Raw genomic sequence first — 23,897 nt, 5'->3', positions numbered from 1 at the left:
GCGTGGGTCGGGCGATGTACCACTGCGTCGGCTTTCTTTCCTGTGTCCTCATCGGTCGCTCACTCGATGGCTCTCACCGGCCCGCGAAGGGGTCGACGCCCAGGTTCGCCAGCGGCCTCCGCTCCGGAGCCGGCTCGTTCGGCGCCGGCCTGGGGGATGCTGGGGGCGGGGGTGGTGACTGGGGGGTCACGGTAGCGGGCGCGGGGGCCGGCTCGATCGCGGACTCTGCGCCGGAGGCCGGCTCGGTCGAGAGCGCGGATGCGGGAACGGCGGAGGCCGGCTCGGTCGAGAGCGCGGCGGCGGAGGCCGGCTTGATCGCAGACGCGGGAACGGCGGAGGTCGGCTCGGTCGAGGTCGAAGGGGCGGGGGCCGGCTCGGTTGCGGCCCAGACTCCGGCGTGCGGGCCGGCCGTCGCCAACCGCACCAGGACGACCCGGCGTCCGGTGGCGGGCCCGAGACCGACCGGCACACCGTACGGAGGAACCACGACGATCCGCAGCCCCAGGACGGCACCCAGCGCGGCGAGCGTGAACTCGGCCGCTCTCGTGTCACCGCTGGGCGCGCTGACCGCGGCCATCATGGCGCGACGCTCGTCGTCGGTCGGCACGTGATCGGCACCCGTCGGCACATGGCCGGTGCCCGTCGGCATGTGGCCGGCGCCCGCGGGATCGGCCGCCGGCCGTCCCGGCCCGGAGGCCAGTGCGTCGAGGACCGGCCAGAGTCGCCGGTCGCCCGGGGCGCGGGCCAGGTCGGCGGTGAGCGCGTTCTCAAGGTGCATCCGCAGCTCCACCGGCGTCGCCGGCCTCCCGCCACCGATCGAGGAGGTCTCGACCGCCGCCACGGCTCCCAGCGCGTTGACCATGTCGTCGCCACCCGCCAGCACCCGGACCAGGCCCAGCCCCATCCGCTGAAGCTCCAAATCCTGCGCCGGGGTGAGCCCACCGCCCGACACGGCACTGGACCCGCCCATCGCGTCGGCCGCCGCGCCGTCACCCGGACCACGGCCGCCACCAGCGACCGCGCCATCCGCACCGCCGCTCGTACCACCGCTCGATCCAGCGGCCGGCCCGCTCGCCGTGCCCGGACCCGTCCCGCTCGCCGCACCAGGCCCCGTCCCGTTCGCCGACCCGATCGTCCCGGGTGGTTTCGGTGCGGGCTTGCCCGCTGCGGCGCGTCGGGCGGCGGCCAGGGCGTCGAGTCGGGCGGTGAACGTTCCTACGTCGTTCCGGGTCAGACGGCGGCCGGTCGAGCCGCCGCTCGCCGTCTCCTGCAGGACGCGGACGATCTGTGCCGCGCTCTCCTCGTTCCACTCCGCCTGGTGCGCCCACTCCGACAGTGCCAGGTCCATGCCCAGCGGGTCCTCGTCGGTCGATCGCCGGTGCCGGAGGGCGGCCTCACGGCGCCAGAACGCCAAGGCGTCCACGGCGCGGAGCAGCAGCCCCGGCGCCGACGGGGCGATCGACGACAGCCGCCCCGTACGACCGGAGATCTCGGCGACGAAGGCCTGTTCGAAGGTCTGCTGCCGTGCCGGGGCCAGGCGATAGATCCGCCCCATGTCGGTGTAGGTGAGGCCGTACGTGTCCGCCTCCGCGCGCTGCGCGGGCGACAGCAGCCCGTGCGTCTCGGCCATGGCCGAGCTGAAGTAGCGGGACCGGCCGCCGGCCGGGCCGGACACCCACACCGCCCCCCGCTCCACGTGGGTCAGCTCCGGGTTCAGGACGTACGTTCCGCCGTCGGGGTCGATCCAGGTCCGGCCCACCGTGCCGTCCGGTCGTGTGACGTCCACCCGTACGTGAGAGTTGATGGCGTGCGCGACGTTGCGCCCCAGCGAGGTCAGGTCCATCTCCAGGACCGCGACCTCCGGAGGCAGCGGGAGGGGGGCGGCGGACGAGGCGCCCGGACGCTCCGTGTGCCACCGGTTGACCTCGTTGATGATGTCCTGCGTCGCCTGCGCCACGGACTCGGTGGAACCGCCGACCGTACGCCGGATGTCAAGGGCAAGCCGGTACTGCTGGAGCGCGTACGGCGGCGCCACCCGACGGCCGCCCGCCCGCGCCGCCGCCAGGTCGGCCTGCATGGTGCGCACCGCCCAGCGCAGTACGGTCTCGTGCGCCTGGACCGCGATCGCCCTCTCGTCGGCCGTCAGGACGACCGGCCGGTCCGCGCCGCCGTTCGTACGGATGTGGCGGGCGACGTGCTGGTAGGCCCGCTCCGCGCCCAGCTTGGCCTGGGCCGCGTCGGACAGGAGCGGCGCCAGATCGTGCCGAGGCGCCTGGTCCATGGCCGGCCAGTCGAGCGTCCGGGGCCGGGCGTTCGCCTTCGCCGCCGCCATCTCGGCCCGCATCTCCTCGAGCTCTGCCTGGTACAGGTTCGCGTACACGTCGCCGGTGATCGGGTCGCTGAAGAAAGTACCGAGCGGCGTGCGCTTGCGGAAGAGGTGGTGCCGGAACTTCTGGGCGCCGAGCCGGCCGCGGAAACGCATCCGTACGAGGTAGAGCGGGCCCTGTTCCTTGCCGTGCTGCTCACGGCGGTAGTTCTCGGTGCCGGCGGTGCCGTCGCCGAAGGCGGTGCTGCGGCCGTTCGTCGTCCCGATGTCGAAGGTGTTGTTCTGGCCGTTGTGCGGACCGGCCGTCTGGCCGGTGGTGATGAACGAGAACTCCCCGACCACGCGCGTGTGGTCGGTGCTCGCGCTGGCGGTGGTCCCGCTCTGGTGCTTGGAGTACCGGCCGGTGCCGGAGCCCTCCTTCATCGTGCCGATCACCTGGGGATCGCTCAGGTCCCCCTCCAGCCACATGCTGGCCCGCTCGCTGGAGTTGCCGGGGATGAAGAGGTGTTCCGGCAGGTAGTACCGGCCGCCGCCGGTGGCCTCCCGCAGGTGGTTGAACAGGTTGAGGCGGGACAGCGCCATCGGCAGGGAGAGGCTGGTACGGGTCTTGCCGTCGTGCACGTCGATACGGAAGAGCCGGTCCACGACATCGGGCTTGAAGATCTTCTTCAGCAGCTCACGGCCGATCGGCAGCGCGTCGTCGAGCATCGCCCCGGTGATGAAGGCGTTGCCCGGCAGGTCGGGCAGCGGCCTGAGATCGGGCAGCGGGTTCGGTCCCCGCACGACGCCGCCTTCGGTGATCGAGCGCGGCACCAGGAGGTTCAGGTCGCCCGGCACGGTGACGCTGCTGGTGGCGCTGTGCTTCGTCCAGCGGTCGAACCCGTGCTGCAGCCAGTTGTTCAGCGGACGACCGGACATGTCGAGCCGCCGCACCGAGACGGTCAGCTCATGCTCGAAGCCGACGAGGTAGGCCCCGCTCCAGTCGTAGATGGTCTGTTCGGTGACGCCGACCTCGGACCGGGTGGTCCCCCGGTGGTGTCCCTCGGAGACCTTGAGGTTGACGTTGTCGGAGGCGGTGGTCCTCTCGACACCGCCGCTGGCGACCTTCACGAACGTCCAGGTCTGCGCGCCGTCCCGGGAGCTGGACTTGGCCTGGTACTTGTAGCCGTGGCTGTAGACCTCCGTACCGGTGTTCGGCCGGAAATCGCGTACGTCCCCCTGGGAGGTCAGGACACTGGCGAGGTTGACCTCCACGACGTCCGACAGCAGCCAGCCCGTCGAGTTGACGAGGTAGATCGAATGACCGCCGGAGGCGAGGAGTTCTTCCAGCATCGCCAGGTCGCGGTGCTCGGCGAACATCCCCTGCAGGGCGTCGACGGCGCCCTGCGAGCGGCCGATGACCCGGCCCTTCCCGTCCCAGATCTCCGCTCCGGCCGTCAGCATGCCGGGCGCGACCTTGTCGATCTGCTCCTTGACGATCTGGTACGTGGACTTGCCGTTCCGGTGCGAGTACTTCTCGATGCCGCTGTGGCCGAGGAAGTTTCCGCCCTCGTCCTCCCGAGTGAAGTACTCCGGGAGCTCGACCTCTCCGAACGCGATCGGCGGATCCGGCAGCTCTCGCTGGAACGTCTCGTTGAACCGCTTCCGTACCCCCGCGTCCCGGATCGGGGAGGCCTCCTGGGTGTGCCGGTGGGCCAGGGCCTGCACCAGGTCGTCGAGGTCCATCCCGGCCACGCCGGGGTCCTCCTTCGCCCACCGCAGGAGCACTCCCGCGGCGACGTCACCGGTCAGCCTCAGAGCACCCGCGCGCCACGCGGTGACGGCCTTGGTCAGCCGCCTGCTGGACAGCGCCGGCCCGCCGTTCGCGTAGGCGACCAGGTCGTTCGGCATGGCCAGGGCCGCGTCCGGGTTCCGGGGCTCGGCGAGCCCCCGGCCGAACGCCGTGGCGAAGTCGCGGCGCACCTGGGCGCTCGTCACGCGCGCACCGCCCGCGTCGTGGATCTGTGCCACGTCGCGGCCCAGCCCGTCGACGAAGGCCAGTTCGTCGACTGCGGGCTTCGGGCGGCCGGCGAGGTCGGTCCGCCAGCGGGTGAGCAGCCCCGCGGCGACGTCGCCGGGCAGCCGGAGCTCGCCGTTCCGCCAGCGGGTCATGGCGTCGGTGAGCTGGGCGTCCGAGATGGGCACCACGCCGTCGGCGTACTGTTTGAGCGCCTCGGGCTCGGAGAGCAGGTACATCGTGCGGCGGCCCTTCACGTGCTTGGGCTTGGGCCGCTTCGTGTCCGAGGGCAGGAACTTCGCGCGCTTCTCCTGCCGGCCCCTGACGAGGAAGTCCGCGTCGGCCGTGAAGAGGTACGCCCGGTTGAAGTTGAGCTGGATGAGCTCCTTGCCGCCCGTGCCGCCGCCCGTACGGGAGTTGTTCAGCTGCCAGCGGCGGCTGAAGTCCCACTCGCCGGAGAGGCCGGCGATGCCCGTGGTGCCGGGCTGCCCGGCGCGGTGGGCGCTGTCCCCGGCCAGACCGCCGAACGCCAGGTCGAGCTGCTCCCACGTGAACCCGGACGACTTGAGGTCGCTGAGCTTGAACTCCAGGAGTTTCAGGTAGATGAGGCCCATCACGTACTTGCTCGTGGTGGCACCGGCGAACGTCGACGGCCCCAGCGACGCGGAGATGTCCAGGGCGCCGAACGTGTCGCGGAAGATCCCCGACTCGAACAGCCGGTCGGTGGTGTACTCGCCGTTCTCGATCTCCTTCAGGTGCGCCCGTATCTCGGTGAGGCCGGCGAACGTGCTCACGTCCCGGTCCGCCGCGCCCGCCGCGCCGACCAGGTCGCGCAGCATCCCGGCCGCCGCGGCCCGCAGCCCGGTGGTGTTCGTGTGGTAGACGACGCCCTGGTCGAGCACGCTGGACGGCGTCGGCCGCTTGGAGTTCCGCAGCTCACTCGGCGACATCTCCGCGGGCAGCGGGGACACGGGGTGGCCGATCGACAGGACCTGCGCCACCGCCTTCTGGTTCAGGATGCGCGGTAGCGTCCGGTCGCGGCGCCCCTTGTTGATCTTTCCTGTACGCCCGGAGTGCTGGTACTCGACCTTGACCTCGTAGTCGCTGGTCAGCTCCCATTCGTCGGCCGGGTTCTCGGGGTCGTCCTGGGGGGCTTCGAGCAGCTCGGGCCGGTTGTTGAGGTAGCTCACCGAGTCGGTCGCGCCGGCGGTGCGCTGGAACTCCGCGCCGAACAGCGCCGACTTCAAGAACCTGAACAGCACCTTGAACTTGACGCCGACGGCGATCTTCCGCGAGTGGCTCGTCGACTGGCCTGCGGTGTCCATCCCCATCGCCAGGTTCACCAGGTGGTACTCGTTGACGGTCCGGAGGAACCTCGGCCGCCGGCCGGGGCGGCGCTTCGCCGCGATCGTCACCTTCGCCGAGTCCACGTCGAGGTCGATGCCCGCCCCGCCGCGCCGCAGCCGCAGGGTGAAGGTCATCCCGTCCTGGTGGATCAGGTCGTAGTGGGAGTTCAGGCCCTGGTGGGAGACCAGCTTGTCGAGCAGGTCCTGGTTGTCGGCCCGGCTGCTCAGCTTCCTGCCGTGGGTGTACCAGTGCTCTCCGGCGAAGGGGTCGGCGCCGTCTTCGGGCAGGAATCCCGTGCCCTTGAACTCCGTGGTGAGTGCGGCGTGGAGCGCGTCGACGGTCTGGTCCGACACCTTGATCAGGCCTTTGCCGATGCCCTCGCCCGCGACGAGGTGCGGCGGCGCCGCCTTGGTCCGCGGGTCCGTCGGCTTGCGCCCGGTGTTCCGTACGGCGTCCGCCGCGTACGGCACGGTGTTCACACCGGCCGCGGGCGGCGTCTTCAGCGCGTCGCGATCGACGGGAAGGCCGTGTTCGAAGGCCTCCGGCTCGGCCGCCCGGATCAGTGCCTCGCCGATCACCTTCCGCGTGGTCCTCCGGCTGGACGGCTTGGTGGACCCGCCTCGTACGCTCACCTTCGCCGAGTGCGCGAACCGCGTCTTGTAGCCGGCGGTGTATCCCGCGTAGCGCGACACGTGCACCCACAGTCCCGTACGGCCGGCCGAGGTGGTGTCGCTCTTCGTCGAGGTGTACGACGCGTAGGCGTTGACGCCCACCCCCACGTCCTTGTTCTTGACCGGCGAGGGCACCAGGTCGATCTCGGCGCTCAGCGGGGTCACCGTGCTCGAGTGCGAGAGGGTGTGGCCGCCGCTGGTGCCGTCGATCTGGGTGCTCACGTCCTCGACGTGGACCTTGTTGCTGGTCTTGCCGACGGTCCGCACCACGCCCAGGCGTTCGCTGTGCACCTGGATCGTCGCGAGCTCCTTCCCCCGCTTGCCGTGCAGGGTGAACTTGTAACCGCGCCGCTTGTCGTTGACCGCCGTGCCCAGGTGGGTGTTCAGGTTCCACAGCTTCTGCAGCAGTTCGTTCCGGGGCGTGCTACCGATCTTGAGCTTGAGCCCCTGCGAGGCGAGCGTGCCGATGATCTCGTCGAACAGGACCGGGAGGTTCGTCAGGCCCGACGCGTAGAAGTGCTTCGGAAGCCGATCCTTCTTGACGCCGGGGCCCGTGGCCGTGACCTGGTCCGCGGGCGGGTCCCCGAGGTACGGCTCGGGTATCCACAGCAGCAGCCTCTCCGTGCCCGGATCGGCCACGCGGGTCGGCGTGACGTCCTGCCAGTCCGGCGCCGGTCCGTTCTTCGTCGTACGGACCTTGAAGGAGATGTTCGGCCGGAAGGCCACCAGGGTCGACTCGATCCGGCTGTCCTCGACGTGACCGGTCTCGGCGTCGGCGACATGGCTGGAGCTGCGGTTCGACTGGTTGGCGACGCCGGAGACCGAGCCGCCGACCTTGACCACCTGCAGGACGTGCGGTGTCGCGCCGATCCCGAACGTCAGCGCGAGCGCGCCCTTCGTCTGCCCCGTCTGCCCGGTGTGCGTCTCCACGTGGGCGCCCGTCGCGTACGCCGCGTTGATCGTGTCGACGGCGGTGTGCTTGCCGTCCGGCGCCGGCAGGGTCGAGGGACCGGTGGTGGAACCGGCCGGGTTCTCCACGGTGTGCGGGTCGTCGGGATCGAAGGTGACGAGCATTTCGGCGTCGCCCAGCGGGACCATCAGGCCGCTCGTGTTCCGGTCGTCGCCGCTGTCGCCCAGGGTGTACGGGAAGTTGCTGAGCAGCCGCTGGATCAGGATGAGCTTCTGCTCCTCGCTGATGGTCAGGCCCTCCGCCGCCAGCGCCGCCTTGATCGACCTGATCAGCTGCGGCATGTACGGCAGGCCGGCCCTCGGCACGCCGATGGACAGGGCCGCCGGGTCCACCGTCGTGGGCCGCATCCCGTTGACGGCCGGGGGCGCGGGAGGCGACGCGTTCTTGTCATCCTTCGGCGCCGGCATCTGGGGCTTCGGCGTCTGGGACGTCGTGGCAGCGAGATCGTCGCCGGACGCGGGGGTGCCGGTCAGCACCGACATGATCGCCTCGCCCTCCGGCTCTCCCGGCATGTACAGCCGGAAGTGCCCGGAGAACCGGGGTCCCGTCGGCACGGACCGCGACCTCCCGCTCACCGCGGTCAGCGTGGCGTTCTGCGGATCGAAGCGCGCACCGTGCGGAGCGATGAGGACGGGCCCCTGGGTCACGTCCGCCAGCGGCCCGGCGATCTCCGCCGACCCGTCCGCCAGGATGAACGGCTGATACCCCGGCGCCGTCGCGGCGATCGCGGCGGCCAGCGTGGTCAGGGGAACCGGCCGGTCGCCGATCCGTACCTCGCCGTCCTCGATCTGGACCACGAGGAACACGGTCTGCGGCGGCACGAGGCCGCCGAGCTCCTGAATCCTGCCCGGGGTGAACCCTCGCATCATCGCCGGCGTCTCCGACAGCCCGACCACCACCGGCCGGTCGCCCAGCATCCCCACACGCGTGTGCTCGAGGACCTCCTCGACCGACATGGGTACGGCCGGGGTGGAGCCGTGCTGCCCGGGGTCGTGCTGCCGCGAACCGTCCTGGGCCGAGGCGTTCTGCGGAGAGCCGCCGTCCGGCCGCCCGCCGCCGCCCTCACCCGCCGGCTCACCATCGTTCTCGTCGGTCCAGTGGACGGCCTTCCCGCGCGGTTTCGCCGTCGCCGGTTCACCGTCGCCGGCGGCCTCCGACCCGGTGGTCCCGGGAGCCTCCGCGCCATCGGCCCGCCCGGCCGTCGTGTCCTCTTCGGCGGCCTCCGCCGGCTCGGCGCCGGGGTCGTGCACGATCCAGTCGGTCCCGTGGCCCGCCGGGGGCGGCGTGCTGACCTGACCGCGGGAGGCGGTCGCGAGAAGGGCGGCGAACGACGACCCGCCGCCAGGGCCGGGCAGCCCGGTACGGGGATCGGCCAGCACCACCTGGTCGCCCGGCTCGAAGATCGTGTTGCGGCCGAGCCACCGCGCCGTCCGCTCGGCGTCCCGCCACACGCCGTCCACGAAGAGACTGGCGGTGTCGGGGTCGTAGTCGCCGTCCAGGATCGCGACCTCGTGGCCGTCTTCCGGCTCCGGCGGCGCTCCGCCGTACTCACCCTCCGGTCTCTCGGGAGCGCCGTCCGCCATCGTGCTCCGTGCGACGGCGTCCTCGGCCTCCGCGATCTGCTCCCTCAGCCGCTCCAGCCTGGCCGCCGGGTCGGACGAGCCCACGCCGGAGAGCCCCTCCGCGAGAGCGGTCCGGTGGGCCCGCTCCGCCTTGTTCAGCCGATGAACCGCCGTGCCCAGGTCCTCCGGTGCGTCCGCGGCCGAGGGCTCGTCGTTCTGTGCCTCCGCCGTCGCTTCGGACAGCCACTCGCCCAGCGTCCCGCCCGAGGCGGTTTCGAACGTGGTCGTCGCCGTCTTGGTCACGGTCGTCGAGGGCGCCGGTGGCGCGGCGTGCGCCGGCACGTCCTCCGGGTCGCCGACGACCTCGGGTTCCGCCGGAGCCCACTTGCCGGACGTCGCGGCGGGCGGGTCCAGCGGGTGGTCGTACAGAACGGCGGTGGCGTCGACGACGTCCTCGATGATCTGCAGGTAGCGGGCGGGCATCCCCTGGGACAGGTGGAACGGCGCGTCGCTCATGATGCCGTCACGCCGCACCGCGCGGGAGTTCGCGGACCGCCGGAACACCGACAGCGGGTCGCGGTACTCGTCCGGCAGCCCGAGATAGTGCAGCACCTCATGCGTCAGGACGCCGCGTTCGTCGTCCAGCCCCCAGGAACGGGCGTGCGGGCCGCCCTGCGTCACGCCCGGCCGCAGCTCGACGGCCTCCCCGTGCTCGGGCTGGATGACCAGCTTCAGTTCGACGTGCAGCTGGTCCTTCGACCTCGGCAGCTGGTAGCCGCGGTTCACGTGGTCGGTGAGCGCCTCGTTCAGCGTGTTCTCGAGAAGAGCCACCTGCTCCGGGGTGACGCCGGGCATCGGCCGTACGGGAAGGACCACGACGTGGTTACGGACCCACTGGCCGTTCGCCGCCTGGATCCGCTGGACGTTCTCCCGTACGAGCACCGTCCGGCCGACCTCTTCCGGACTGCCGCCCGTCAGGAACCGGGGACCCGCGTCGAACGTGCGCTCCGTCGCGACCCGCGCCACCGGGGCGTCCCAGCGCCGGCTCTCCCAGTCCGCGAACGCCGCCGGCGTGGCCACTCTCGCCCCGGGTTCTCGCACGAGCGCCAGCCGCACCACGACGTCCGCGTACTCGTCCGGTGGAAGCAGGTGACGCAGCTGAAGGTCGACGACCGGATCGGCGGCCAGCCTCTCGCGCTGCTCCGGTGACATGCTCTCGATCGCCGACGCCCGGTCCTCAGGGGACATCGCGAGCAGCCGCGTCAGCTGAGGATCACCGCCGAAGAGACCCGCCATGAGCGGGGCCAGCCGCGGCAGGTGGTCGAGGACCCAGTCGGCGCCGTTGTTGCGGGCGAGGCTCGTGAACGGGTCGGGGCTGACGTTCATCCCCAGCCAGGTCCGGGCGAGCTCGGAGAAGAAGTCCATGCTGGACCCGGCTGAGAGGTTCACCTCTCCGGGACGGTCGGGATTCTCGAGCGGCCCGCCCGGCCAGTGAGCGGGCCGGCCGGCCTCCTCATTGTCGTGCGCGGCCTCGAAGGCCCTGCGGAAGGGCACCGCCTCCTCGTCGAGGAGCCCGGCCCGGTAGACCGCCAGTCCGAGCATGGCGACGACGGAGGAGTAACCGGCCGACCGGGTCATCGCCTGTCCGCCGCCGATCGAGCTGCCCCCGCCGAGCAGGTACTCCTCCCCGACGGCGAGCCTCCCGGGAGTGCGAGCGAACCGTTCCTCATCGTATGGCCAGTCGGCGACCGAGGTTCCGGCGTGCTCACGCCAGGGCTCCAGGGACGTCACGGGTGCGTTCCTCGGAATGACGAACACCTGGTAACCGGCCGACAGCATGCCCTCGGCCGTATCCGGGGAGTGAAGCATCGACGTGAGGAGCGCCGCCAGCCTGCGCCGCGCCTGTACGGGCTCCACCACTCCTTCGGGAATCCGGATCATCAAGTGCGCCGCGACCGCCGCGAACTCCGATGGAGGCAGAGACTCCCGCAGCCGATTGCTGAAGCGCGGGCTCGCACCCAGGCTCGCGCGCTGCTCCGGGGACATCGACTCCAGCGCCGACGTCCGGTCCTCGTGCGACATCTCCGCCAGCAGCGCCGCCTGAGCGGTGGAGGTCGCCGGCCGGCTCGTCTCGATCGCGTGCAGCCGTTCGAGAAGGGGGACCAGGCGCGGTACGTGCGTGCGAACCCAGGCCGCGCCGTTGTTGTGCGGCAGTCCCGTGTACGGGTCGGGCCGGTCGTTCATCCCCAGCCACGTCGCCGCAAGCTCCGCGAAGAACCCCTCCGCGTCCCGCGCCGAGGAGTTGACCTGGCCCGGCCGCTCGGGATCGCGCAACGGGCCGCCCGGCCACGGCACGGGCCCGCCCGCCCGCTCCTCGGCGTGCGCGGACGCGAACGCCTCGCCGATGGACCTTCGGTCCCCCTCACTCAGCCCATCGCGATAGACCGCCCGCGCGAGCAGGGACGTCACCATCGGATGACCGTCCGGCTCCGGCTCGTGGCCCCCCGCCGAGATGCCTCCGCCGAGGAGATGCTCCTCCGCGACGGCGGCGCTCCCCTCGGCGATCGCGGACGACGTGAGACCGTCCTCCCTCGGGATGACGGACACCTCGTACCCGCGCGTGAGAAGACGCTCCGTCACCGCCGGATCGCCGAGCACGGTGGTGAGAAGCTCCCAGAGTGTGTGGCCCGCCTGGACGGGCTGCCGTACCCCGGCCGGCACACGGATCATCAGCTGGGCCGCGATCTCCCCGAAGTCGAGCGGGCTCCGCAGCAGGACGCGCAGGTGACGCACGAACTCCCGGTCCGTGGCCAGGGCGGCGCGCTGCGCCGGCGACATCGAGCCCAGCACCGACAGCCGGAACTCCAGGGACATCTCCTCCACCAGGGCCTTCGCCCGGTCGAGGGGACTCATCGCCAGGAGCCGTACCGCCTCGTCCGCCGGTGTGGGGGGAGTGTCGGACTCGCTCCGCTCCCACAGCCGCCGGAAGGCGAGGTGCGTCAGGTTCTCGTCGTCCGTGGTCCCGGCGGAGTCGGTGGGAACGGTGACGTGGGGATGCGCGCCGTAGACCCGCTCGAGGAGAGGAACCAGGTCCCGGACATTCTCACGGACCCAGCCCGCGCCGTTGTTCAGGGGCAACCTCGTCGCGCTGGAAGTCCCCTCGTTCGTCCCGAACCAGGCGTTGCTCAGTTGCGAGAAGAACTCGCTGCTGTTGGTCGCCGAGTAGTTGATCGGTCGTGTTCCGTCAGGGCCCCGCAACGGACCGTCCGGCCACGGCGCCGGGTTGCCGGCCCTCTCCTCGGCCCAGTTGGTGTCGAAGACCGCCCGGACGAGCTGCCGCTCCTCCTCGCTGAGGACGTTGGTGTGAAAGGCGTGCGCGACCTCATGGATCACGGTGGAACCGCTTGCGAGGCTTCTCCCCTCCCCGAGGATGTTCTCCTCGGGAGCGCTGCTCCTTTTGGGATTCCGCGTAGAGGTGACGCCACGGTTGTCGTCGTGATAGGTGTTGTGGGTGTTGCGCCGAAGCGGCTTTCCGGCGAGGTGACGCCAACGGCCGAGGGAGGTCAGGCTCTCCGTCCTCGGCAGGATGATCACCCGGTAGCCGGTCGCGAGCAGACGTTCCGCCGCATCGGGGTCCTGGAGCATCGCGGCGAGATATCCCTGCAGACGGTGCCGCGCCGTCACCGGCCGCTCCACCTCCGGCGGCACCTCGATCATCAACCGCGCCGCCGTGTCGGCGAACTCCGGAGCGGGCAGCAGGTCGCGCAGCCGGGCGATGAGAGCCGAGTCCGAGGCCAGGCCTTCCCGTACCTCGGGCGAGATGTTGTCCAGCTCCGACGCCCGCTCCTGCGGGGACATCGCCGCCAGCCGATCCGCCGGGTCCGTCTCGGCCGGCTCTGCGGGCTCTGCGGGCTCTGCCGGCGTCGGCGGTACGGCGCCGGAACGCCGATCCTCTCCCGCGGCTCCCGGGGCGGAGTGCGTGGGCCGGTCGTCCGGCCGCCCCACCACGGAGTACGGCCCCGCCGAGGTGGCGCCTTCCTCCAGGAGTTCGATCATGGCCGCGTGGTCGGCCGGGCGCAGCAGGTCGCGCCACTGACGGTGGACGACCGGATCGGCGGCCAGCCTCTGGCGCTGCTCCGGCGACATGTCCTCGATCTTCGACGCCCGGTCCTCGGGGGGCATCGCGATCAGGCGCGTCGCCTGGGGGTCGTCGCCGAAGTAGTCCGCCATGAGGGGGGCCAGCCGCGGCAGGTGTTCGAGGACCCAGTCCGCGCCGTTGTTGCGCGGCAGTTCCGTGGTGGGGTCCGGCCAGACGTTCATTCCCAGCCACGCGGTACCGAGTTCCGCGAAGAAGTCCCCGGCGAGCGTGGCCGAGGAGTTCTTCTCTCCCGGGTAGTCGGGGTTCTCCAACGGCCCGCCCGGCCAGTGGGCGGGCCGGCCTGCCTCCTCGTTGGCGTGTCCGGCCTCGAAGGCCGTGCTGACGAGCCGCCGCTGCTCAGCGGTGAGCCCGTACTGGTGGACGGCCGACCCGAACAGCATCATGACGGTCGAATAGCCGCGTGGCTGGGTCACCCGGCCCTCGTCGCCGATGGGCGTGCGCCCGCCGAACAGGAACTCCTCACCGAGGGCCAGCCTGTTGTCCGCGATGACGTTCCTGGCCTCATCCCACGACGAACCCTCGGTCGCGACGCCGGCCTGCTCACGCCAGGGCTCCAGAGACGTCACACTCGCGTTCCTGGGGATGACGAAGACCTGGTAGTCGGCCGAGAGCATCCTCTCGGCCGCCTCCGGGTTCTGGAGCACCGGCGTGAGGAGCGCTGCCAGCCTGCGCCGCGCCCGCGCGGGGTCCTTCACCCCTTCCGGGATCCGGATCATCAGTTGCGCCGCGACCGCCGCGAACTCCGACCGCGACAGCGACTGGCGCAGGTATCGCGCGAAATTCAGGCTTGCGGCCAACGTCTTGTGTTGCTCCGCCGACATCCCCTCCAGCACCGACATCCGGCCCTCGTGGGACATCTCCGCCAATTGCACCGCGTCGACGATTCCCGTCGACGGCCGGCCGTCTCTTCGCCCGTACAGCCGTTCGAGGAGGGGAACAAGCCTTGGTGCGTGCGTACGGACCCAATCCGCCCCGTTGTTGTGCGGCAGTCCCGTGTACGGGTCGGGCCGGTCGTTCATCCTCAGCCGCGTGGCCGCCAGCTCGGCGAAGAACCCCTCTGCGTCCCGCGCCGAAGAGTTCACCTGACCGGGCCGCTCGGGGTCGCGCAACGGACCACCCGGCCACGGCACGGGCCGGCCCGCCCGCTCCTCCGCGTGCGCGGCGTCGAACGCCTCCCTGATGGACTGCCGGTCGTCCTTGCTCAGGCCATCGCGGTAGACGGCTCGCGCGAGCAAGAGGGTGACCGTCAGCTGGGCGTCCGGCGGCGAGACGGGCGCCTGACCCTGCGTCGAGACGCTTCCGCCGAGGAGGTACTCCTCACCGATGGCGGCGCTGCCACCGGTGAGGACGGTCCGCGCCTCGCCCCTCGGGATGACGTACAGCTCGTACCCGACCGTGAGCAGGCGCTCCGCCACGGCGGGGTCGCCGAGCGCAGTGGAGAAGAGCTCCCACAGCCGGAAACCCGCGTGGACGGGCTGCCGCACCCCCGGCGGCACCCGGATCATCAGCAGCGCCGCCGCGTCCCCGAACTCCCGCGGGTTCTGCAGGAGAACGCGCAGGTGACGCACGAACACCCGGTCCGTGGCCAGGCCCGCGCGCTGTTCGGGCGACATCGACGCCAGCACCGACAGCCGGAGCTCCGACGGCATCTCCGTCAGGGTCCTCGCCCGGTCGAGGGGGTCCATCGCCGACAGCCGCGCCGCCTCATCCGGGGGAGTATCCGGATCGGCCCGCTCCCACAACCGCCGGAAGGCGTCGTGGGCGGCGTCTTCGGCCTGCACGGCCTGGACCGGCTCGGCCGGAACGGTGATCCGAGGGTCCGCACCGAAGGTCCGCTCGAGGAGAGGGATCAGCTCCCGCACATTCTGGCGAACCCAGCTCGCGCCGTTGTTCCGCGGCGATCCCGTCTCCAGGGTGACTCCGCCGTTCACCCCGAACCACGCGTTGGTCAGCTGCGAGAAGAACTCACTGCTGTTGGTCGCCGAGTAGTTGATCCTGCCCAGGCCGCCGGGACCGCGCAGCGGGCCGTCCGGCCACTGCGCCGAGTCACCGGCTCGCTCCTCGGCCCACTTCGCGTCGAAGACCTGCTGCACGAGCCGCAGGTCGTCTTCGCTCAACACGTTGTGGAAAACGCCGTGGGCGACTTCGTGGACCACCATGGAACCGGCGTCCCGGCCGTACCCATCGCCGAAGATGTCCTCTTCCGGGGCGCTGCTCGCCGGCCGATGCCCCCGTCTGGTCAGGCCGCGGTAGTCGTCGTAGTAGCCGTTGTGGTCGTCCTGACGAATCGGCGTCCCGGCGAGACGGCCAAAGCGTTCGAGGGTGGTCAGGCTCTCTCCGCTCGCCAGGATGACCACCCGGTAGTCGGCCTTGAGCAGGCGTTCGGCCACATCGGGGTTCTGGAGCATCGCGGCGAGATACCCCTGCAGACGGTGCCGCGCCGTCACCGGGCGCTCCACCTCCGGCGGCACCTGGATCATCAGCCGCGCCGCCGTCTCCGCGAACTCCGGGGCAGGCAACGACCTGCGCAGCCGGGCGACGAGAGCCGGGTCCGAGGCCAGACTCTCCCGTACCTCGGGCGGCATGTTGTCCAGCTCCGACGCCCGGTCCTGCGGGGACATCGCCAGCAGCCGCGTCGGCCGATCCGCCGCGAACGCTCCGGCGGACTCCGGCGCCGGCGGTACGGCGTCGGGCTGCCGCCGTCCTCTCGGCGCGGGCGGCGCGGAGTGCAGGGGCTGGTCGTCCGGCCGCCCGACCACGGAGTACGGCCCGGCCGAGGTGGTGCCCTGGGCCGGGAGCCCGGCGCTCGGATCGGTACGGCGTGTCGTCGGCGCGCTCCCGGAGCCCCCCGTGAGCCGCACGAGCGCGCCGTATTCGGGCGGAGGCAGCAGGTGACGCCACTGACGGTGGGCGACCGGGTCGGCGGCCAGCCTGTCCCGCTGCTCCGGCGCCATGCTCTCGATCGCCGACGCCCGATCCTCGGGAGTCATCGAGACCAGCCGCATCGCCTGAGGATCGCCGCCGAAATACTCCTCCATGAGGGGGACGAGCCGCGGCAGGTGGTCGAGAACCCAGTCCGCGCCGTTGTTGCGCGGCAGTCCCGTGGACGGGTCCGGCCAGGTGTTCGTGCCCAGCCACGCACTGCCGAGTTCGGCGAAGAAGTCCTCGGCGTCCTGGGCCGAGGAGTTCTTCTCTCCGGGGCGGTCGGGGTTCTCCAGCGGGCCGCCCGGCCAGTGAGCGGGCCGGCCGGCCCGCTCACGGGCGTGCGCGGCGTCGAAGGCCGTCTGGAGAAGCTGCCGCTGTTCGTCGGTGAGTCCGCGCTGATAGAGCGACGCGCCGAACAGGATCGTGACCATCGAGTAGCCGCGTGGCCGGGTCACCGGGTCGTGGTCCCCGATGGACGTGCCGCCCCCGGACACGTACTCCTCGCCGATGGCCAGCCGCCGGCCGGCGATGACGTTCCTGACCTCGTCCCACGGCACACCGTGGGACGACGTGCCGGCTCGCGCGCGCCAGTGCTCCAGGGACGTCAGCGGCGCGTTCCTCGGGATGACGAACACCCGGTAACCGTCCGAAAGCATCCGCACGGCCGCCTCCGGGTTCTGGAGCATCGGTGTCAGGAGCGCCGCGAGCCTGCGCCGCACCCGTACGGGCTCCCGCACGCCCTCCGGCACCCGGATCATGATCTGTGCCGCCACGGCCGCGAACTCCGCTCGCGGCAGGGCCTGGTGCAGGAACTTCCCGAAGTACAGGCCCGTGCCCATGCTCGACAGGTGCTCCGGAGACATCGCCTCCAGGGCCGACATCCGCTCGTCGTGGGACATCTCCGCCAGCAGCGTCGCCTCGACGATGCCCGTCTGCGGCCGGCCGAAGAGTCTCCCGTACAGCCGTTCGAGGAGGGGAAGAAGCCGCGGCGCGTTCGCGCGTACCCACGCCGTCCCGTTGTTGTGCGGCAGTCCCGTGTGCGGGTCGGACCGTTTGTTGATCTTCAGCCACGTGGCCACGATCTCCGCGAAGTAACGCTCCGCGTTCTGGGCCGAGGAGTTGACCTCGCCGGGCCGCGCCGGGTTCCGCAGCGGACCGCCCGGCCACTCCACGGGCCTGCCCGCCGACTCGTCGGCGTGCGCGGCGTCGAACGCTTCCCGTACGACCCGCCGGTCCTCGTCGCTCAGCCCGATCCGGTAGGCGGCCTGGGCGAGCACGAGCGTGGCCGCCAGCCGACCGTCCCGCTCCGTGACGGGCTCGTGGTGCCCGATCGAGGTGTCTCCGCCGAGGAGGTACTCCTCCCCGATGGCGGCGCCCCGGTCGGCGAGCCCGCTCCGGGCCTCGTGGCTCCGGCCGGGTCCGGGTCCCGTCCCGGCACGATCACGCCACGGCTCCAGGTACGTCAGGCTCTCGTCCCTCGGAATGACGAACACCTCGTACCCGTGCGTGAGCAGACGCTCCGTCACCGCCGGGTCACCGAGCCCGGTGGTGAGGAACTCCCACAGCCGGTAGTTCGCCTGAACGGGCTTCCGCACCGCCGGCGGCACCCGGATCATCAGCTGGGCCGCCACGTCTCCGAACGCTCGCGGGTTCGCCAGCAGAAGGCGCAGGTGACGCACGAACGCACGGTCGGCGGCCAGACTCGCGCGCTGGGCGGACGACAACGACGCCAGCGCTGCCAGCCGATGCCCCGCGGACATCTCCGCCAGCGCCTTCGCCCGGTCAACGGGGGGCATCGCCGTCAGCCGCGCCGCCTCGTCCGCCGGAGCACTGGGCTCGACCCGCTCCCACAACCGCCGGAAGGCATGGTGGGTGACCTCTTCGGCGTCCGTGGCCGGGGCGGGGAGGGTCACCTGGGGCTCCGTGCCGTAGGTCCGTTCGAGGAGAGGGACCAGCTTCGGTACGTGTCGGCGAACCCAGTCCGCGCCGTCGTTCCGCGGCATGCCCGTCTGCGGGGCGATCCCGCTGTTCACCCCGAACCAGGCGTTGGTCAGCTGCGAGAAGAACTCACTGCTGTTGGTCGCCGAATAGTTGGTCTCTGTTCGCCCGGGGCCGCGCAACGGGCCGTCCGGCCATGGCGCCGGATCACCGGCCCTCTCCGCAGCCCAGTCGGCGTCGAAGACCTCCTGGATGAGCCCCCGGTCCTCCTCGCTGAAGGCGTTGTAGAAGACGCCGTGTGCGAATTCGTGTATCAGCGTGAAGCCGGGGCGCCGACCAGGCGCTTCACCGAAGATGTCCTCTTCGGGCGCAGTGCTTACCGGCTTCCTCCCCCGAGCGGTCAGGCCGCGGAAGTCGTCGAAGTAGCCGTTGATGGCATCGCTCCCCACCGGCTTCCCGGCGAGGTGATCAAAGCGTTCGAGGGAGGTGATGCTCTCCGCTCTCGCCAGGACGATCATCCGGTAGCCGGCCACGAGCAGGCGTTCCGCGACATCGGGATTCTGGAGCAGCGCGGCGGCCTGCGCCTGCAACCGCCGCCGCGCCGTCACCGGCCGTTCCACCTCCGGTGGCACCCGAATCGTCAGCCGCGCCGCCACGGCCGCGAACTCCGGAGCGGGCAGCAGATCGCGCAGCCGCGCGACGGCGACCGGATCCGAGGCAAGGTCCTCACGTAGCTCGGGCGGCATGTACTCCAGTTCCGCCGCCCGATCCTGAGGAGACATCCCCACCAGCCGGGCGACCTGGGGATTGCTCCCCCAGATCCGCTCAAGGAGGGGAACCAGGAGCGGCCGGTCCGCCCGAACGCGTGCGGGGCTCGTACGGCCGTCCGTCCCCAGCCAGGCGTTCGCGAGCTCCGCGAAGAAACCCTCCACATCGTTGATCTGAGCGGGCCGCTCGGCGGCGAACGCCTCCTCGACCAGGCGGCGATCGTCATCGTTCAGCCCCCCGCCGTAGACGGCACGCGCGAGCTCGCTCATCACGACGGAGTAATCCGGCGTTCGCGTGGCGGGCTCGCCGTGGCCCGGCGACGACCCCCCGCCGAGGAGGGACTCCTCGGCGACGGTCGTCCTTCCGGCGGGGCCACGTCCGGGCTCCGGGCCTCTCGGCAGGACGGAGACCCGGTGGCCGGCCGAGAGCATCGAGTCCGCCACCGCCGGGTTCTCCAGCGCGGTGCTGAGGAGCGCGTGCAACCTGCGCCCCGCCTCGACCGGCCTCCCCTCTCCCGCCGGTGCCCGGATCATCAGGGCGGCCGCCACCGCCGCGAACTCCGCCGGAGTCAGCAGGTCACGCAGCTGGGTGACACGAGCCGGGTCCGAGCTCAGGCTCTCCCGTTGCTCCGGCGACATACCTTGCAGTTCCGACACGCGATCACGGTGTGACATCGCGACCAGCGCCGTGACCTGGGGATCTGTCCCCAGCGTCCGCTCCAGAAGGGGGACCAGCCGCGGCAGGTGCGCACGAACCCAGTCCGCTCCGTTGTTGTGCGGCATTCGCGTGTACCGGTCCGGCAGGACGTTGAGTCCCAGCCACGTGGTCGCGGCCTCCGCGAAGAGGTCCTCCGCGTGACGGGCCGAGGAGTTGATCTTGCCGGGGCGTTCGGGAACGCGCAACGGACCGCCCGGCCACGGAGCGGGCCGTCCCGCCCGCTCGTCGGCGTGCGCGGCGTCGAACACCGTTTGGAGAAGCCGCAGTTGCTCCTCCTGCAGTCCGGCGCGGTAGATCGCCTGCCCGAAGTCGTGCGCGACCTCGGAGAGGCCGCGTGGCTGGGTGACCGTCCCGAGCCTCGCCATTCGGGTGGCTCCGCCGAGCAGGTACTCCTCCCCGACGGCCATGCTCTCGTCGCCGACGACCGCCCTGACCTCGTCCCACGCTTGTCCGGAAGCGCCGTCCACCGTCGACCCGGCGTACTCGCGCCAGGGCGCCAGGGAGGTCACCGTCTCGTTCCTCGGGATGACGAACACCTGGTAACCGGACCGGAGCAACGTCAGCGCGCTGTCCGGGCTCTGGAGCATCGAGGTGATGAGCGCCGCCAGCCTGCGCCGCGCGGGTTCCTCCGTTCCCGGCGGCGTCCGGATCATCAGCTGCGCCGCCGCCGCCGTGAACTCCGCAGGCGGCAGCAGGTCGTGCAGCCGGTCGACGAAGGCGCGGTCGGCCGCCGCGGCGTCCAGTCGCGCCGGTGACATCGCCTCCAGCGCGGACGCCCGCTCCTCCGGCGGCATGGCCGCGAGCGCCGAGGCGTCCGGAGACGTCGCCGGCGGTCGCTGACCTGCCGTGGACGTCTCGGACCGCCGGCCCCCGGACTCCGGCGTCGTCCGCGCGTCGCGTGGACGACCTGCACGCCGCAGAATGTCCCGCAGGTGCCGCCGCTCTCCTCTCGGTGCGGACGGCGCGGCGTGTTCCGGATGGTCGTCCGGTCGGCCCACCACCGAGTAGAGCCCGTACGCCGCCGTCGGGGTGACCTCTTCTGCCGGCGCGTCCGCGCCGGGCCTCGCGGCTTCGGCCGGCTTCGCGGGTTCCGCCGGCTCCGCGGGCAGCGGCCGGGGCGGGTGCACGGTGTAGCCATCCGAGGTGGGATGCGGGGCGAGGACCGGCCCGCCGAGCCGAGTGGCGACCTCGTCCGCGAAGGACGGTTCGCCCGCCGGCCCGCCTGCCCCTGCTCCAGGAGCCTCCAGCACGACCGGATCGCCCGGCTCGTACGCCGTGTTCCGCATGATCCACCGTGCCGTCTGCTGCGGATCCCGCTCCCGGCCGCCGAGGGTGACCGTAGACGAGGCCGGGTGGTACGTCCCGGTGACGGTGGGCGGCGTCCACTCCTCCGCCGGGCCGGCGGCCTCCGGGGGGATCCGCGGTTCGTCGAGCGCGGCGAGGTTCCGTACGACGGCGGCCTTCGCCTGCGTCACCTGGTCCGCCAGCCGCTGTAGCCGAGCCTCTCCCTCGGAGGTCCCCTGGCCGCCGGGAGCGGCGGCCAACCGCTGCGCCGTCTGGTGAGCCGTCTCGGCCTCCTGGAGCCGGCGATACGCCGCCGGCAGGCCCTCCTCCTCGGCCTGCGGACGCGACGTGGCGGTCGTCTCCACCGGGTCCGCAGACCCGGTGGGCACCGGCCGGTCCTCGACCTCCGGCATCCGCCGCCCCGGCGCCGGCGCCGTGCCGACCGGCGGCTCCTCGCCCGGAACCGTCTTCTGTGGGCCCGAGCCGCCGGGTCGCTCTGCGGCATCACCGGCACCCGTGGCGGGCGGCTCGTCCTCGGCCCGGGGGGCGCCGGTGGCGGCCGGGCCGGGGACGGTGTGGCCCTGGGGCGCCGGGCCCGCGTCCGGTGCGGCAGAGCCGGCGCTCGGTTCCGGACGCGCCGGGCCGGACGAGGTGCGGACCTCTGGCCGGCCGCCGGCCGGAGACGTGTCCGTGCCCGGCCCGGTCTCCTGCGGCGCGGGCTCCTCATGGGACGGGCCCGGCGCGACCTCGGTACGTGACGGCGTGAGCCGGTTCGCTCCGGCCTCGCCCGTACGCTGCCGGGAGGGCCGCACACTATGGGTCTCGTCCTCGTGTGCCGCGGGCACGTCGTCGCGGCGGCCGGTCGTGGGAGGGACGGTGCCGTCCCGGCCGCCGTCCTTCGCCGGTTCCGGACGGGGCTTCGCCGGTGCCGGCGGCCCGCTGCCGCGGTCGGTGGTGCGCCCGGCCGCGCCGGCCGGGCCGCCGCCGATGGGGCCTTTCTGGCGAGGACCGGGTGGGGCCCCGCCCCCGATACGCCCCTTGCCGCCGCCGGGCTTGCCGGGTCTGCCGCCGATCGAGTCGGCGGGGTCGGGCCGGGGGGCGTGCGGGGTCGTCAGATCGCGGTCGACCGACACCTCGGTGATGCGGTTCTCCAACTCCTGCTGGAGCCTCTTGATCGCCGCGGGTCCTTCATCGCGCTGGGCGTCCGCGAACCTGTCCCCCCAATCGGCCGCCTCGTCCTCATCCAGGCCGCCGAGCCGCGCGGTACTGCTGGCCGTCTCCGCCATCTCCTCAGGCGAACGCGCCGGCCGGGCGCCCAACCGGCCCCCCGGCCGACCCGCCTTCTTCGGCGGATCACTCGGGTCGGGACGACGGCCGTGCGGCTTTTGCAACGACCGCTGGAGCGATGCCTGGGAGATACGGTTCGTCAGCTCCTTGTGAAGCTTCGCGACCGCCTTGGGCCCCCCGTCACGCTGGGCCTCCGCGAACCTCTCCCCCCACCGCGCCACCTCGTCCTCACCCAGGCCGCCACCGCGGGCGGCGCCACGAGCCGTCTCCGCGATCTCCTCCGGAGAACGCGACGGCCGGGCGCCCAACCGGCCCGATCCCGCCGGCTTCTTCGGCGGATCGGCCCGGTCCGGACGATGACGACCCTGCGGCGTCTTCAGGTCGCGAGTCACCGACGCCTCGGTGATACGGTCCGTGAGCTCCCGGTTGAGCTTCTTGATCTCCGCGGGCCCCCCGTCCCGCTGGGCCTCCGCGAACCTCTTTCCCCACTCCGCCGCCTCGGTCTCACTCAGGCCACCGTCACGCGCGGTGTCTCGAGCCGTCTCGCCCATCGCCTCCGGCGAACGCTCCGGCCGGGGACCCAGCCGGCCCGGCTTCTTCGACGGATCGGCCAGATCAGGACGACGGCCCTGCGGCCTCTTCAACATCCGCTCGAGCGACGCCTGGTCAATACGCTCCGTGAGCTCCCGGTTGAGCTTCTTGATCTCCGCGGGCCCCCCGTCCCGCTGAGCCTGCGCGAACTCGTCCCCCCACTTCGCCGCCTCGGCCTCGTCCAGACCACCGTCACGCGCGGTGCTGCGAGCCGTCTCCGCCATCTGTTCCGGCGACCGCTCCGGGCGAGCACCCAGCCCGCCCGGCTTCTTCGGCTTCACCGGCGGATCAGCCAGGTCAGGGCGACGGCGACCCTGCGGCCCTTTCAGGTCGCGGTTCGCCGCCACCTCGGTGATCCGATCGGTCAGCTGTCGCTGGAGCTTGGCGACACCCGGAGGCCCCTCATCCCGCTGGGCCTGCGCGAACTTGTCCCCCCACTTCGCCGCCTCGTCCTCACCCAGACCACCGTCACGCGCGGCGCCCCGAGCCGCCTCTCCGACCTGCTCCGGCGAACGCGCCGGCCGGGCACCCGGCCGGCCCGGCCCGTCAGGCGGATCGGCCAGATCGGGACGACGACGGCCCTGTGGCCTCTGCAGAAGACGCTCGAGCGATACCTGGGAGATACGGTTCGTCAGCTCCTGGTGGAGCTTCCGGACATCTGCGGGTCCTCCCTCACGGTGAGCGGTCGCGAACCTTTCCCCCCACTTCGCCGCCTCGGCCTCGTCCAGACCACCGTCATGTGCGATCTTCCGGGCCGTCTCCGCCACCTGCTCCGGCGAATGCTTCGCCTGGGTGATCCGTTGCGTCAGCTCTGTGTGAAGCTTGCCGACTCCCGCAGGTCCCTCATCCCGCTGAGCCGCCGCGAACTTCTTCCCCCACTCCGCCGCCTCGGCCTCGCCCAGACCACCGTCATGCGCGATCTTCCGAGCCGTCTCCGCCACCTGCTCCGGCGTTCGCGTGGGCAGACCGGGTTTCCCGGGTTTCCCCGCCTTCCCGGCGCCCTGCTTACCGCCGGGCCGGCCGCTCCCGGACTGCTCGCCGCCACCGGCGGCCGTCTTGGGATCGCCGCTCGCCGACGGCTTCGGCTCGCCGGACGAGGATTTCGGCGGGGAGGCGGGTTCCCTGCCCGCAGGCTCGGCCGCCGGGCGCGGCGGACGCGGCTGCAGGAGTTCGTGCGCCTTGGCCTGCGCGGCCTTCAGGCCGTCCGTACGGATCGTCCGCGCGATCTGATTGCGCACCGAGACGTAGTCCGTGTTCGACGGCGGCCGACGCGTGCCCTCAGGACCGGTCGCCCTGTCGATGACCTGGTCCGCCTGAGTCAGCGGGTCAGAGTGGCCTTCCTTGGCGGCGGGCTTG

1 protein-coding gene is annotated in these 23,897 nt (G+C 72.0%); it reads right to left on the bottom strand.

Annotated elements, in window-relative coordinates; genetic code table 11:
* Window positions 1-73 precede the first annotated feature (73 nt).
* Window positions 74-23,779, bottom strand: a complete 23,706-nt coding sequence (locus QWU11_RS31955) for a hypothetical protein (RefSeq protein ID WP_290118197.1) — start codon at window positions 23,777-23,779, stop codon at window positions 74-76.
* Between the last annotated feature and the right edge of the window lie 118 nt (window positions 23,780-23,897).

This window comes from Actinomadura sp. DC4 (genome assembly GCF_030406325.1).
Taxonomy (GTDB): Bacteria; Actinomycetota; Actinomycetes; order Streptosporangiales; family Streptosporangiaceae; genus Actinoallomurus.
Note: the sequence above shows the minus strand (reverse complement) of the source record. Positions and strands in the feature narration are given on the sequence as shown.